Here is a 14029-nt window from a genome sequence, read left to right as displayed (position 1 = left end):
CCCCCCCCCCCCCCCCCCCCCCCCCCCCCCCCCCCCCCCCCCCCCCCCCCCCCCCCCCCCCCCCCCCCCCCCCCCGCCCCCCCCCCCCCCCCCCCCCCCCCCCCCCCCCCCGCGGCGAGCCGGTCATCACTGACCTTGGGCACTTCTCGTGCTCCCTGAATTCCTGATCAACGCCGTCAGCTCTTGATCATGTTGCGCAGCACGAACTGCAGGATTCCTCCGTTGCGGTAGTAATCGGCCTCGCCGGGCGTGTCGATCCGCACCTTGGCGTCGAACTCGATCGCCGAGCCGTCCTCCTTGGTGGCAGTGACATGCACGGTCTGCGGCGTCGCACCGGAGTTGAGTTCCTCGATGCCGGCGATGTCGAAGGTCTCGGTGCCGTCCAGCCCGAGCGACTTGTGTGACTCGCCATCCGGGAACTGCAGCGGGATGACGCCCATGCCGATCAGGTTCGAGCGGTGGATGCGTTCGAAACTCTCGGTGATGACGGCCTTCACACCCAGCAGGCTGGTGCCCTTGGCGGCCCAGTCGCGCGACGACCCGGTGCCGTACTCCTTGCCGCCGAGCACGACGAGCGGGGTGTCCTGCGCGGCGTAGTTCTGCGCGGCGTCGTAGATGAACGACTGCGGGGCACCGTCCTGCGTGAAGTCGCGGGTGTATCCGCCGGACACGCCGTCGAGCAGCTGATTCTGCAGGCGGATGTTGCCGAAGGTCGACCGGATCATCACCTCGTGGTTGCCACGACGGGCGCCCAACGAGTTGTAGTCCTTGCGCGCAACGCCATTCGCATCGAGGTACTGCGCCGCCGGCGTACCGGGCTTGATCGTCGAGGCCGGTGAGATGTGGTCGGTCGTGACCGAGTCGCCGAGCTTTGCGAGGACCCGTGCGCCCTTGATGTCGGAGACCGGTGACGGCTCGAGCTGCATGCCATCGAAGTACGGAGGCTTGCGGACATAGGTCGACTTGTCGTCCCACTCGAAGGTCTTGCCCGCGGGAGTGGGCAGACCCCGCCAACGCTCGTCGCCCTTGAAGACGTCGGCGTAGTCGGAGGCGTACTGCTCGGACGAGATCGACTCATCGATCGTCGTCGCGATCTCCTCGCCCGACGGCCAGATGTCCTTGAGGAACACGTCGTTGCCGTCGGTGTCCTGACCGAGCGGATCGGCCTCGAAGTCGAAGTCCATCGTTCCGGCGAGGGCGTAGGCGATCACGAGCGGCGGCGACGCGAGGTAGTTCATCTTCACGTCGGGGTTGATCCGACCCTCGAAGTTGCGGTTACCCGACAACACCGCGGTGGCGGTCAGATCGTGGTCGTTTATCGCCTTGCTGATCTCCTCGGGCAGCGGACCCGAGTTGCCGATGCAGGTGGTGCACCCGTAGCCGACGAGGAAGAAGCCGAGCTTCTCGAGATAGGGCCACAGGCCGGCCTTCTCGTAGTAGCCGGTGACGACCTGCGAGCCCGGGGCCATCGAGGTCTTCACCCACGGCTTGGCGGTCAGGCCCTTCTCGACGGCCTTCTTGGCCAGCAGGCCTGCGCCGAGCATCACCGACGGATTCGACGTGTTGGTGCAGCTGGTGATCGACGCGATGGTCACGATGCCGTGGTCGAGGATCATCGTGCCGCGCTCGGCCGACTCGACCTTGATCGGCTTGGACGGACGGCCCTCGGCGCCCTTTGCCGCATTGTGGGCCGGTTCGTCGTCGGCGAAGGACAGGGTGGCGGCGCCGGGGCTGACGGACGGTGCGTCGGAGGCCGGAAAGCTCTCCTCGTTCGCCTCGTCGACACCGTTGTGGGCCGGGCTGTTGCCCTCCTCGACGTAGTTGTGGATGTCCTTGCGGAAGGCGTTCTTCGCGTCCCACAGCTCGATCCGGTCCTGTGGGCGCTTGGGGCCGGCGATCGACGGCACCACGTCGGCGAGATCGAGCTCGAGGTACTCCGAGTAGACGGGTTCCTTGTCGCCGTCGTGCCACATGCCCTGTTCCTTGGCATAGGCCTCGACCAGGGCGAGGGTCTCCTCGCTGCGGCCGGTCAGCTTCAGGTATTTGACGGTTTCCTCGTCGATCGGGAACATCGCGCAGGTCGAGCCGAACTCGGGGCTCATGTTGCCGATGGTGGCGCGGTTGGCCAGCGGGACCTCGGCGACACCCTTGCCGTAGAACTCGACGAACTTGCCGACGACACCGTGCTTGCGCAGCATCTCGGTGATGGTCAGGACCACGTCGGTGGCGGTCACGCCGGGCTTGGTGGCGCCGGTCAGCTTGAAGCCGACCACGCGGGGGATGAGCATCGAGACGGGCTGACCGAGCATCGCGGCCTCGGCCTCGATGCCACCGACGCCCCAGCCGAGCACGCCGAGGCCGTTCTCCATCGTGGTGTGCGAGTCGGTGCCGATGCACGTGTCGGGGTAGGCCGCGCCGTCGCGCACCATGATCGAACGTGCGAGGTGCTCGATGTTGACCTGGTGGACGATGCCGGTGCCCGGGGGGACGACGCGGAAGTCGTCGAACGCGCCCTGACCCCAGCGGAGGAACTTGTAACGCTCTTCGTTGCGCTGGTATTCGATCTCGACGTTCCGCTCGAATGCCTGCGCGTTGCCGAAGGCCTCGATGATCACGGAGTGGTCGATGACCATCTCCGCGGGAGCGAGGGGATTGACCTTGTCCGGGTCGCCGCCGAGCTCCTTCACCGCATCACGCATGGTGGTCAGGTCGACGATGCACGGCACGCCGGTGAAGTCCTGCATGATCACACGGGCCGGGGTGAACTGGATCTCGATGCTCGGATCGGCGCTCGGATCCCAGTTCGCGATCGCCTCGATGTGGTCTTTGGTGATGTTGGCGCCGTCCTCGGTGCGCAGCAGGTTCTCGGCGAGCACCTTGAGCGCATAGGGAAGTTTCTCGGCGCCCTCCACGGCACTCAGCCGGTAGATCTCATACGAGTTGTCGCCCACCTCGAGGGTGCCCTTGGCGCCAAAGGAATCGATACTCACGTCTAATCCACTCTCCTCAAGTGCCGGCGGGCTGCGCCGGCGTGCTTTCTCCGGTCCGCTCGTCCAACCGGGCGAACCGCTGGGGGTCGTCGGCAAGCGTGGCCGGCTCGTCGACTCTGACCGTGGCACCGACGGGCTGCGTCGATGCGGGGTGCAACAAGTGTGTCCGTTGCGATCGCTGTCGCGTGTCCGGGATCGATCTGCGGGGCCGATCTGCGGGGCGGCGACGACGTCATCAACCCTAACAGTACGTCCGTACTGTTAACAAGCCGACGCGCCACCGGCGCGCCGAACGGGCGCCGGATCCGGACCGCGAGTATCCGGCCCCTGCCATTCTGTCGTACCGTGCAGCAGGAGGTTTGGCGAGCAGCGACTGTCCGTGCGAATTTAATGCTCGCGAAACCTGGTCGCAGACGCTGTGACACGGCTCGTGACGGTTACCGGGTACCGGTGCGGATGGATGTGAGGATGGCCAGATGAGTCCGGGTGCGACGACTGAGAATGTGGTGGCCCTGCCGGCCGCCGGAGGAACCGCACCGCAGATCATCCCCAGCGACCTCGACATGAACGCGATCCTCGCCGACATCGAGGACGACCATGTCTCGGCGCCCGCGGATCAGGTCGCGGGCCTCCGAGAGGTCGTCGCGCACGCGGACTCCGAGGGCTACGACGTCAGCTTCGTCGTCTTGCCGGACGCGATGAAGTTCACCTACTACCGCGACATCGCGACCGAACTGCAATCCGAGGTGGGCGGGACCGTGATCGTTCTCGGGCCCAACTCGGTCGGCAGTTCCTCGCCGTACTTCAGCCGCGTGCAGCAGGAAGAGGCGACCGACAACCTCACCCTGACCAATCCGCCGGTCGCCGCCCGCCAGATGTGGGACCAGATGAACGGTCCGTCCCTGAACTGGACGGCGATCAGCCTGGTCCTCATCGTGATCATCATCATCGGCGCGGTGATCGCACGCCTGCGGACGCGCCGGACACGTGGTGCCGCGGCGGAGGGATCGGCTGCGCCCTCTGGTGGTGGCCGTTCCGAGGAGGCCCGAACCGACGAGGCCCGAACCGACGAGGTTCGCGCTGACGAGGACCGCGCTGACGAGGTTCGCGCTGACGGAGCCGTCGCGGATCCGTCGGACTCGGATCCGTCGGACTCGGATCCGTCCGACTCGGATCCGGACGGCGAGCCATCCGTGGCGGGGCCGGGCACCACAGATCTCTCCCGCGACCTGCCCTAGCGTCGCGAATCCTCCCGGCCTCTCACGGCCCGGAGCGGGGCCGTCGGGGCCTCTGCTACACCGCGTTTCGAACCGTTTTCGGCGTGGCATGCACGCGCTGCCTTTTCGTTGCGAATTCGATACCTCGACACGGCTCGGGTCTTTGGCCAGTTCACGGCATTTTCCCAGGTAATCACGCCAATGTAATTCGTTACGCCTGTTTTCCGATGTGTCCGATGTGACGTACGGTTCTGTTGTCACGTGTGGTGTCCAAGTGATGCAGAACAGCACATGTGGTGCATGGTGCAGTCGAGGAAGGGTCGGGATCGGACGGGCACCGACGTCGCAACGGTGCGGATGTGGCGGGGCATGCCGCAAACGGCAAGGGAGATCTGGTGAGGCGAGGGAATACCGGTGTGGCGCGTGGGGGACCACCGGCGCCCGGAGCGCAGCGAATCGGCGGTCTGTCGCCGCTCGCACGCCTCTGTGTGCTCGTGGTCATCGTCGTCCTCGGCGGGATCGGAGCCGGAACGGCGCAGGCGGCCCCCGAACACGGCAAATCAGGAAAATCAGGTGTATCGGCACTGATCAATCAGATCGCCAAGGCCAACCAGAACATCGCCGACCTCGACAACGCGATCGCGGTGCGGCAGGAGAACGTCAACCGCGCGCTCGTCGACTATCAGAACTCGGTTGCCGCCCAGCATCTCGCCACCGTCGCCGCCACGTCGTCGAAGCGCTCCCTCACCCAGGCGGGTCGTCGAGTCGCACAAGCGCAGAAGGACTTCGACCGCTTCGCCCGGGATGTCTACCGACAGGGCAGCTCGCAGAACTCGATGTCGAACTACGTCTCCTCGGACAACCCGCAGTCGGTGCTCGACCGCGTGACCGTCCTCGACCGTCTGGGCAAGCAGCAGCGCGACACGATCGAACGCCTTCAGGTCGCCCGGAACCAGCAGGCCAACCGCGTCGCCGCGGTGGAGGCCACCAAGCGGCAGGCGGCCTTTGCCACCAAGAGCGCCCAGACGCGCAAGGACGACGCCCTGGCCGCCTTCTCGCAGGCGCGGTCGGCGGCGGCTTCCGAACAGCAACGGCGGGGCACGCTGATCCAGAAGCGCGACAAGGTGCAGGCTTCCCTGGACAAGATCCGCGGGGTCGCACCCAAGCGCGAGGTCGAGGGACCGTCAGCCGACGAACTCCTGCAGAACCTCTTCCCGGACTCGCCGAGCACTCCCAGTGCGCCTGGCACTTCCGGCGCTCCGGCGGCCGGCGGCGGCGACAACCAGGCACTCGCGGTCGCGGCCGAGGCCGCGGCGAAACTCGCCCTCGACGTCGGACAGAAGGTTCTCGCGGGGGTGGTCGGCAAGCAGCAGGTTCCGCATTCGCAGTTGCTCGACGAACTCGGCGTCGGCGGTTCCGACATGACCGGCAGCGGGGCAGACTCGTTGAGTTCGGCGCTGGGCTCCGGCAGCCTCGGCAGTTTGTTCGGCAGTTCGTCGGGCGGCGGCATGGTCCGTCCGGGCCTGCGCGGACCGCAGGCCGTCGAGATCGTCGTCAATCGTGGACTGTCGCAGCTCAACGTGCCGTATGCGTGGGGCGGTGGCGACGCGAACGGACCGACGCGCGGCATCCGCGACGGTGGCGTCGCGGACAGCTACGGCGACTACAACAAGACCGGTTTCGACTGCTCGGGACTGATGATCTACGCCTTCGCGGGTGTCGGGGTCGATCTGCCGCACTACACCGGCTACCAGTACACCTCCGGCCCGCAGTTCCCGTTGTCGCAGATGAAGCGCGGCGACATGATCTTCTTCGGTCCGAACGCGAGCCAGCACGTGGCGCTCTACCTCGGGGACAACAAGATGTTGGAGGCCCCGGAGTCCGGGTCCGTGGTCAAGGTGTCGCCGCTGCGCACCAGCGGGGCCATGCCCAACGTCGTGCGCCTGCTCTGAGTGTTCGCTCCCGGCGACCCTTCTTGGCGTCCGTTCAGACAACGCGACTACGCTGGCAGCGACACGACAGGCCGCCCCATAATGCTGCTCAACACGTAGATGGACAAGGAGCACCGGTTGACCTCTTCGCATCCCCCTGCCGAACCCGCGGGCGGAGCCGGCCGCGACGGATCGGTCTCGCTTTCCGACGCTGACGTCAAGCTGCTGGAACGAGCGATCTACGAGGTGAAACGGGTCATCGTCGGACAGGACGAGCTCGTCGAGCGCATCCTGGTCGGCCTTCTGGCCCGTGGCCACATCTTGCTCGAGGGTGTGCCGGGTGTGGCCAAGACCCTCGCGGTGGAGACCTTCGCCAACGTCGTCGGCGGCTCGTTCTCCCGCGTTCAGTTCACCCCGGACCTGGTCCCGACCGACCTCATCGGTACCCGCATCTACCGTCAGGGCCGCGAGGAGTTCGATACCGAACTCGGCCCGGTGGTGGCGAACTTCCTGCTCGCCGACGAGATCAACCGTGCTCCCGCCAAGGTGCAGTCGGCCCTGCTCGAGGTGATGGCCGAGCGGCACGTCTCGATCGGCGGCACCACCTACCCGATGCCCGATCCGTTCCTGGTGATGGCAACCCAGAACCCGATCGAGAACGAGGGCGTCTACCCGCTGCCCGAGGCCCAGCGCGACCGCTTCCTGTTCAAGGTGCTCGTCGACTATCCGACCGTCGAAGAAGAGCGCGAGATCGTCTATCGGATGGGCAACGTCCCACCGACCGCATCACAGATCCTCGACCCGGAGACGATGATCCGCCTGCAGCGGAGCGCCGCCGACGTCTTCGTCCACCATGCACTCGTCGACTACGTCGTGCGGGTCATCAATGCCACCCGTCGTCCGGGCGAGCTCGGGATGACCGACGTCGCCGCCTGGCTGTCCTACGGTGCATCGCCGCGCGCGACCCTCGGGATCGTCGCCGCCGCGCGGGCTCTCGCTCTGGTGCGGGGTCGCGACTACGTGATCCCGCAGGACGTCGTAGAGATCATCCCCGATGTCCTTCGGCACCGCCTGGTGCTCAGCTACGACGCGCTCGCCGACGAGGTGGACGCCGACCAGGTGATCACCCGGGTGCTGCAGACGGTCGGGCTGCCGCAGGTCGGCGCGCAACCCGTGGCACCAGCCGCATACTCGGGTCCGCCGCCGGGGGCGGGCCAGCAGACTGCCAATCAACAAGCACCGCAACAGCATCCGGGCCAGACGAATGGTGCTGCGGTGAATCAGGCGCCGCCACGGTATGCCGGCCAATAACGAGCTGCCGTCGCTCGGCGCCGGTCTCCTGTCCGAACCGCAGCTCACCGCCGCGTTACGGACTCTGGAGCTGACCGTGCGCCGCAAGCTCGACGGCGTGCTGCAGGGGGAGCACCTGGGCCTGATCCCGGGCCCGGGATCCGAACCGGGAGAGGCCCGGGCGTATCAGCCCGGCGATGACATCCGGCGGATGGAATGGTCGGTGACCGCGCGCACCACCCAGCCCCACGTCCGGCAGATGATCGCCGACCGCGAGCTCGAGACGTGGCTCGTCGTCGACGTGTCGGCCAGTCTCGACTTCGGCACCGTCAACTGCACGAAACGTGATCTGGCGGTGGCGGCCGCGGCCGCCCTCGTACACCTCACCTCCGGCGGCGGCAATCGCCACGGAGCCATCGTCGTGACCGGCGATCAGCTCGTGCGGGTGCCCGCCCGCAGCGGTCGGGCGCATGCCCAGAACCTGCTGAAGGCCATCGCGACCACCACGCGTGCGTCGACCGGGGTGCGGGGTGACCTGCACGCCGGGATGGAGGCGTTGCGCCGCCCTCAGCGGCGCCGCGGCCTCGCCGTGGTGATCAGCGATTTCCTCGGTCCGATCGACTGGGAACGCTCACTGCGCGCGATCGGCGCGCACCACGAGTTGCTGGCGGTGGAGGTGCTCGATCCGCGCGATCTCGAACTGCCCGACATCGGTGAGGTGACCCTCGCGGATGCCGAATCCGGCGAGATCCGCGACATCACGATCACCCCTGCGGTCCGCCGGGATTTCGCGGCCGCGGCGCGCGCCCACCAGCAGAAGGTGCATCGCACCATCCGTAGCTGCGGAGGACCTGTGCTGAGTCTGTCCACCGATCGAGACTGGATCACCGACACCGTCAAGTTCGTCGCCCAGCGTCGTCGCGGCCTCGCCGCCGGGGTCGGGTGACGCCGGCGTGTCGTTCCTGGCGAGCCCATGGTGGCTCCTGCTTCTCCTGGTCGTGGCCGGACTCGGCGTCGCATATGTCTACGTGCAGAGGCTGCGTCGCAAGCGGGCGCTGACATTCGCGAACCTCGACCTGCTCAACCGGGTTGCGCCCCCACAGCGCAACCGCTGGCGGCACGTGCCGATCGCACTGCTGCTCGTGGCGCTGACCCTGCTGGTCGTCGGGGTCGCCGCCCCCCAGGCGGATCGTCGGGTGCCACGCAACAAGGCCACGGTCATCCTCGTGATGGACGTGTCCCGATCCATGAATGCGACCGATGTCTCGCCGTCGCGTATCAAGGCCGCCCAGGACGCGGCGCGGAAGTTCGCGGACGAGCTGACCGACGGAATCAACCTGGGCCTGATCTCCTACGCGGGCACCGCGTCGACCCTGGTGTCACCGACGCCCGACCATAATGCGACCAAGGAAGCCGTCGACAAGCTCCGACTCGACGACAAGACCGCTACCGGCGAGGGGATCTTCGCGGCCATCCAGCAGATCAAGACCCTCAACGCGGTGCTCGGCGGGGATGAGGCGGCGCCTCCGGCCAGGGTCGTGCTGCTGTCCGACGGCAAGGAGACGGTGCCCGACGACCCGGACGATCCGCGCGGCGCGTTCACGGCGGCCCGCAAGGCCAAGGAGGAGCAGATCCCGGTGTCGAGCATCTCCTTCGGCACGATGAGCGGAACCGTCGACCTCGAGGGCGACCAGGTGCCGGTGCCGGTCGACGACGAGTCGTTGCGTAAGATCGCCAATCTCAGTGGCGGGCAGTTCTTCACGGCGTCGAGTTTGGATGAGCTCAACAAGGTGTACGAGACCCTCCAACAGCAGATCGGCTACGAGAAACGCCGGGGCGACAATTCTCGTCCGTGGCTGATCGCCGGTACGTTGTTGGCGTTGCTCTCGGCATTTGCGGCGCTGGCCATCAACCGGCGACTGCCCTGACAGCGACCGCAGTGACATGAGAACAGTGACGAACGGATAGGTTGGCCACCATGGCAGACAGCAACGAAGCTCAGCAGGCCTCCCGATCGGTCCTGGTGACCGGCGGAAACCGCGGGATCGGTCTTGCGGTCGCCCGCCGCCTGGCGGCAGACGGCCACAAGGTGGCGGTGACCCACCGCGGTTCGGGTGCACCCGACGGTCTGTTCGGCGTGCAGTGCGACGTCACGGACAACGAATCGGTGGAGCGCGCGTTCGACGAAGTCGCCGAGCACCAGGGCCCGGTCGAGGTGCTGGTGGCCAACGCCGGTATCACCGAGAACATGCTGCTGATGCGACTGAGTGAGGAATCCTTCGAGAAGGTCATCGACGCGAACCTCACCGGCGCCTTCCGCTGCGCGAAGCGGGCCACCAAGGGGATGCAGCGCGCCAAGTGGGGACGCATGATTTTTCTCGGCTCGGTCGTCGCGATGTCGGGCATTCCCGGCCAGGTCAATTACGCGGCGTCCAAGGCGGGCCTGATCGGTATGGCACGGTCGATCGCCCGCGAGGTCGGCTCGCGCAACATCACCGCCAATGTCGTGGCGCCGGGTTTCATCGATACCGACATGACCGCTGCGATGGAGGATCGCTACGTGGACATGGCCAAGCAGGCGATCCCGCTCGGCCGGGTCGGACAGCCGGAGGACGTCGCCGCCGCCATCAGCTTCCTCGCCTCCGACCAGGGCAACTACATCACCGGAGCGGTGATCCCGGTCGACGGCGGCATGGGCATGGGCAACTGACCTTCTCACCTCGGATCACCAGACACCTCAGGAGCAAACCGTGACAGGAATTCTCGACGGCAAGACCATCCTCATCACCGGCATCATCACCGATGCCTCGATCGCATTTCACGCGGCGGCGATGGCACAGGAGCAGGGCGCCAAGGTGATCATCACCGGTATCCCGGAGCGGCTGAGGCTGATCGACCGGATCGCCAAGCGTCTCCCACAGGAGGTGCCACCGGCGATCGGGCTCGACATCACCAGCGAGGACGACCTGAATGCCTTGGCGGACAAGGTCAGAGAACTGGCGCCCGAAGGCATCGACGGCGTGATGCATTCGATCGCTTTCGCCCCCCGCACCCTGATGGGTCCGGAGGCCGTGCCGTTCCTCGAAGGTCCGGGCCCCGACGCGGCCAAGGCCTTCGAGATCTCCGCGTGGAGCTACGCCTCGCTGGCCCGTGCCGTGCTGCCCGCCATGAACGAGGGCGGTTCGATCGTGGGCATGGACTTCGATCCGCGCACCGCGTTGCCGTACTACAACTGGATGGGCGTCGCCAAGGCCGCGCTCGAATCGGTCAACCGCTACGTGGCCCGCGAGGTCGGCACCGCCAAGAGGATTCGGTCGAATCTCGTCGCGGCGGGCCCGATCAAGACACTCGCCGCCAAGGCGATCGCCGGCACCGCCACCGATGACGCCAAGCAACTGACCATGCTCAACACCTACTGGGACGGCGCCTCACCGATCGGATGGGATGTCGACGACCCGACCGTGGTCGCGAAGTCGGTGTGCGCCTTGCTCTCCGACTGGTTGCCCGGCACCACCGGTTCGATCGTGTATGTCGACGGGGGTGCGAGCCACAACACCTGGTTCCCGGAGAACTTCGCCGGCTAGTGGACGCGTCCGCGCAATCATCGCCCACCGGTGCGCTCGCCCCGACGCGCTTCGACGCGGTCCTGTTCCTGAGCTTCGGTGGACCGGACGGGCCCGACGACGTGATCCCGTTCCTGGAGAACGTCACTCGTGGCCGGGGCATTCCTCGTGAGCGCCTCGAGGTGGTGGCGGAACATTATCTCCACTTCGGCGGCGTCTCACCGATCAATCGGCTGAACACCGAGATGATCGGTGCGCTGCGGTCTGCGCTCACCGGCCGCGGTGTCGAACTGCCGGTCTACTTCGGCAATCGCAACTGGCATCCGCTGGTCGAGGACACCCTCGCGCGGATGTACCGCGAGGGGCACCGGCGGATACTCGTGTTCCCGACCTCGGCCTGGGCCGGCTATTCGGGCTGTCGTCAGTATCACGAGGACATCGCCCGGGCCATCGACGCGCTGGCCGCGTCGGAGCCGGCCAGTGCACAGGATCCGGTCGTGTTGCGGAAACTGCCGCAGTACTGGGACGAACCGGCGGTGGTCGCCGCGGGTGCCGACGCGGTCCGCCGGGCACGGGCACAGTTGCCACCCGGCGACGTGGAGCCGCGTCTGGTGTTCACCGCGCATTCGGTCCCGGTGTCGGCGGACCGCGCCGCCGGCCCGGCCGCCGAGGGCGGTGGCCGGTATTCGGCTCAGGTGTACGCGGCATCGTCGGCGGTGGCCGACGCCGTCGGTTGTCGGGACTTCGACCAGGTCTGGCAGTCGAGATCGGGCCCGCCGCAGGTTCCGTGGCTCGAACCCGACGTCTGCGATCACCTGGAAACCATTGCCGAACAGGGTGTTCGGCAGGTGGTCGTGGTCCCGGTCGGGTTCATCTCCGATCATCTCGAGGTGATCTGGGACCTCGACAATGAGGCCGCCGAGGTGGCCGGGCGACTCGGCCTCGACTACGTCCGGGCCGACACTGTCGGAACCGATCGTCGGTTCGTCGAGATGATCGCCGATCTCGTCGAGCGGTATGTCGACGGCCACGGCGATCCGACCGCGATGGGCTGCGGCGACAACGGACGGATCTGCCGTCCGGACTGCTGCGTCCCGGTCGCCCGTCCGCGTCCGGTTTCCGACTGATCGCTGCCACAGTGCGGTGCCACAGTGGCGGTGGCGCAGATTCCGCTGCTGTGTCGGGTGCGTCCGGCAGGTACTTCCGGCGGGCGCCGACGGTGGCCGAGCTCACGGGGAAGACCGGGATCTGTGCGTAGGGTTGCGGCGTCAGCGATCGGCCGGCAGGTGCTCGACGATGACCCGGTTGACGGCCGCCGCCCGGGCCGCTCGCGTGAGGCCCGCCAGGCGTCGGAGGCGGGCGTCCCCGGTCTCGACGTGGCGCGCGGTCACGCCGAATGTGGGGGCGTGCGCGCCCGCCAAGGTGATGATCGCCTCGACCTGGGCGGCGGAGTCGATCACACGCGTGGCCCGGATGTCGTCATGCGGTGGCAGGATCACCTGATGTCGGCCGGTGAGGGCGGCCAGTGTGGTCCGCAACTCGGAACCGCCGGACCGGGAACCCCCGCTCCCGAGACCGCCGATGATCGTCGCTGTCTCCCGGATCGCCTCGCGCATATCATATTCGACCTGCCCGAGCGACTCGGGCGGGGAGATTGCCACCTCACCGCCAAAGCGATGGACCGTCCAGCGACAGGTGTCCCCGTCAAGCGTGGGGATCAGCCCGATGGTCGATGACGGCGCGACATCGCCGTGGATCAGCAGGATCTCGCCCGCCTCGAGAGCCGCGGTGGTGGCGGGGTCCGGTGGAAGACCCTGCGGGGCACCTGATGTCGGTAGCCGGACCTCGATCTGCCGGGCCCGGCGGAGGACTGTCAGCAGGCCCAGGCGTGCGTCCCGGTCGCCTGCGACGTCCACGATCGCATCGGGGTCGACGACGAGGTGTCGGCCGGCGAACTCGGACATGGTGTCGATCACATCATCCGGGGCACAACGGCCGCCGAGCCAGGCTGCGGCCCATGCGCCCAGCGCACAGCCCGGCCACGCGGGTGGGCCGGAGACGTAGAGGTCGATGCTGGTCATAGGTTTTCCACGATAGGCGAGTGGCCGGATACCGGGAAACCCGGCGTGGCTCGCATGGTTGGCGCGGTCGACGTCCTACGGTGGCTCTCCGTGACCGATGACCGTTATGGACGTGATGTGTTGGCGAGTCCGCGGAAAACCACACCGCGTGCTCCCGAGGTGGCCGCCGAGCGGGACCTCGTCGTCGAGGATGCGGCCACCGGTTTCTGTGGCGCGGTCGTCGGGTTGGAGAAGAGTTACTCGGGCGACCTGGTCCGGCTGGAGGACCGGCGCGGTGCGACTCGCGTTTTCCTCATGCACCCGGCGGCGTTCCTGATCGACGGGAAACCGGTGACCCTGGTTCGACCGCGGACCCGCGGCCCCCAGGCCCGCACCACTACCGCGTCCGGATCCCGTGTCGTACCCGCGGCGCGTGCCCGGACCGCGCGGGCGAGCCGGATCTTCGTCGAGGGGGTGCACGACGCGACCCTCGTCGAACGTGTCTGGGGCGCCGACCTGCGGGCCGAGGGCGTGGTGGTGGAGAGTCTCGACGGGCTGGACAACCTGGCCGCGACGCTCGACGCGTTCGGGCCCGCTGCGCATCGGCGGGCCGGCGTCCTCGTCGACCACCTGGTCGCCGGGTCCAAGGAGATGCGACTGACCGGATCGGTGGGGGAGCACGTCCTGGTCTGCGGACATCCGTACATCGATGTGTGGGAGGCGGTGAAACCCGCGTCGGTCGGGATCAAGGCGTGGCCGCAGATTCCCCGCGGAACCGATTGGAAGACCGGCGTATGTCGCGAGTTGCGTTGGGGTACACCTCAGGACGGCTGGCGGCGGGTCCTGGCCGGGGCACGTGACTTCCGCGACCTCGAGGTGGATCTCCTCAGGTCCGTGGAAGAACTGATCGATTTCGTCACGGCGGCCGCCGACGACGCCTGAGACCTTGGCGCCCTGCCGTTTCGGTCGACGGCCCGT

General features: G+C 67.5%; 11 protein-coding genes. 9 read left to right on the top strand and 2 right to left on the bottom strand.

All coding sequences use genetic code 11. The features are described from left to right. Positions 1–176: 176 nt before the first annotated feature. Positions 177–2990 (bottom strand): aconitate hydratase, encoded by a 2814-nt coding sequence (locus ACLQ3I_RS19330; RefSeq protein ID WP_425804029.1) that lies wholly within the window; start codon positions 2988–2990, stop codon positions 177–179. 476 nt (positions 2991–3466) lie between these two features. Between ACLQ3I_RS19330 and ACLQ3I_RS19325 the strand changes: the two genes are divergently transcribed. The 8 genes from ACLQ3I_RS19325 (at position 3467) to ACLQ3I_RS19290 (ending at position 12118) form a co-directional block, all read left to right on the top strand. After that, complete coding sequence (locus tag ACLQ3I_RS19325; RefSeq protein ID WP_425804027.1) at positions 3467–4228, top strand: DUF6676 family protein; 762 nt, start codon at positions 3467–3469, stop codon at positions 4226–4228. Positions 4229–4602: 374 nt separating this feature from the next. Continuing rightward, positions 4603–6159, top strand: a complete 1557-nt coding sequence (locus ACLQ3I_RS19320) for an NlpC/P60 family protein (protein ID WP_425794507.1) — start codon at positions 4603–4605, stop codon at positions 6157–6159. A 117-nt stretch (positions 6160–6276) separates the two neighbouring features. Then, entirely contained in the window at positions 6277–7449 is a 1173-nt protein-coding gene (locus ACLQ3I_RS19315) for an AAA family ATPase (RefSeq protein ID WP_425804025.1), read from the top strand. Beyond that, a complete protein-coding gene (locus ACLQ3I_RS19310; protein ID WP_425804023.1) occupies positions 7436–8374 on the top strand; it encodes a DUF58 domain-containing protein in 939 nt (312 codons plus the stop codon). The genes ACLQ3I_RS19315 and ACLQ3I_RS19310 overlap by 14 nt, the downstream gene beginning before the upstream one ends. A gap of 7 nt (positions 8375–8381) precedes the next feature. Then, complete coding sequence (locus ACLQ3I_RS19305) at positions 8382–9356, top strand: VWA domain-containing protein (RefSeq protein WP_425804021.1); 975 nt, start codon at positions 8382–8384, stop codon at positions 9354–9356. A gap of 50 nt (positions 9357–9406) precedes the next feature. Then, positions 9407–10138 carry a 3-oxoacyl-ACP reductase FabG1 gene (gene fabG1, locus ACLQ3I_RS19300; RefSeq protein WP_425794502.1) on the top strand — a complete coding sequence of 244 codons (732 nt, stop codon included), beginning with the start codon at positions 9407–9409 and terminating at the stop codon, positions 10136–10138. Between the two features lie 40 nt (positions 10139–10178). Further along, complete coding sequence (gene inhA, locus ACLQ3I_RS19295; RefSeq protein WP_425794500.1) at positions 10179–11012, top strand: NADH-dependent enoyl-ACP reductase InhA; 834 nt, start codon at positions 10179–10181, stop codon at positions 11010–11012. Continuing rightward, a complete protein-coding gene (locus tag ACLQ3I_RS19290; protein WP_425804019.1) occupies positions 11012–12118 on the top strand; it encodes a ferrochelatase in 1107 nt (368 codons plus the stop codon). The genes inhA and ACLQ3I_RS19290 overlap by 1 nt, the downstream gene beginning before the upstream one ends. A gap of 141 nt (positions 12119–12259) precedes the next feature. Here ACLQ3I_RS19290 and ACLQ3I_RS19285 read toward each other — a convergent pair whose 3' ends face one another. Further along, positions 12260–13072 carry a hypothetical protein gene (locus ACLQ3I_RS19285; RefSeq protein ID WP_425804017.1) on the bottom strand — a complete coding sequence of 271 codons (813 nt, stop codon included), beginning with the start codon at positions 13070–13072 and terminating at the stop codon, positions 12260–12262. A gap of 90 nt (positions 13073–13162) precedes the next feature. Between ACLQ3I_RS19285 and ACLQ3I_RS19280 the strand changes: the two genes are divergently transcribed. Beyond that, entirely contained in the window at positions 13163–13993 is an 831-nt protein-coding gene (locus ACLQ3I_RS19280; RefSeq protein ID WP_425804015.1) for a DUF3097 domain-containing protein, read from the top strand. The last annotated feature ends 36 nt before the right edge of the window (positions 13994–14029 follow it).

It is taken from the genome of Gordonia sp. DT101 (assembly GCF_049844895.1).
GTDB lineage: Bacteria > Actinomycetota > Actinomycetes > Mycobacteriales > Mycobacteriaceae > Gordonia.
The sequence above is the reverse complement of the archived record's forward strand: the minus strand, read 5'-3'. Positions and strand labels throughout refer to the sequence as shown.

Bases quoted from the DNA above. Each gene is read 5' to 3' on its own strand.
- ACLQ3I_RS19285 (WP_425804017.1), bottom strand. From the start codon at position 13,072: ATGACCAGCATCGACCTCTACGTCTCCGGCCCACCCGCGTGGCCGGGC.
- ACLQ3I_RS19325 (WP_425804027.1), top strand. From the start codon at position 3,467: ATGAGTCCGGGTGCGACGACTGAGAATGTGGTGGCCCTGCCGGCCGCC.
- fabG1 (WP_425794502.1), top strand. From the start codon at position 9,407: ATGGCAGACAGCAACGAAGCTCAGCAGGCCTCCCGATCGGTCCTGGTG.
- ACLQ3I_RS19310 (WP_425804023.1), top strand. From the start codon at position 7,436: ATGCCGGCCAATAACGAGCTGCCGTCGCTCGGCGCCGGTCTCCTGTCC.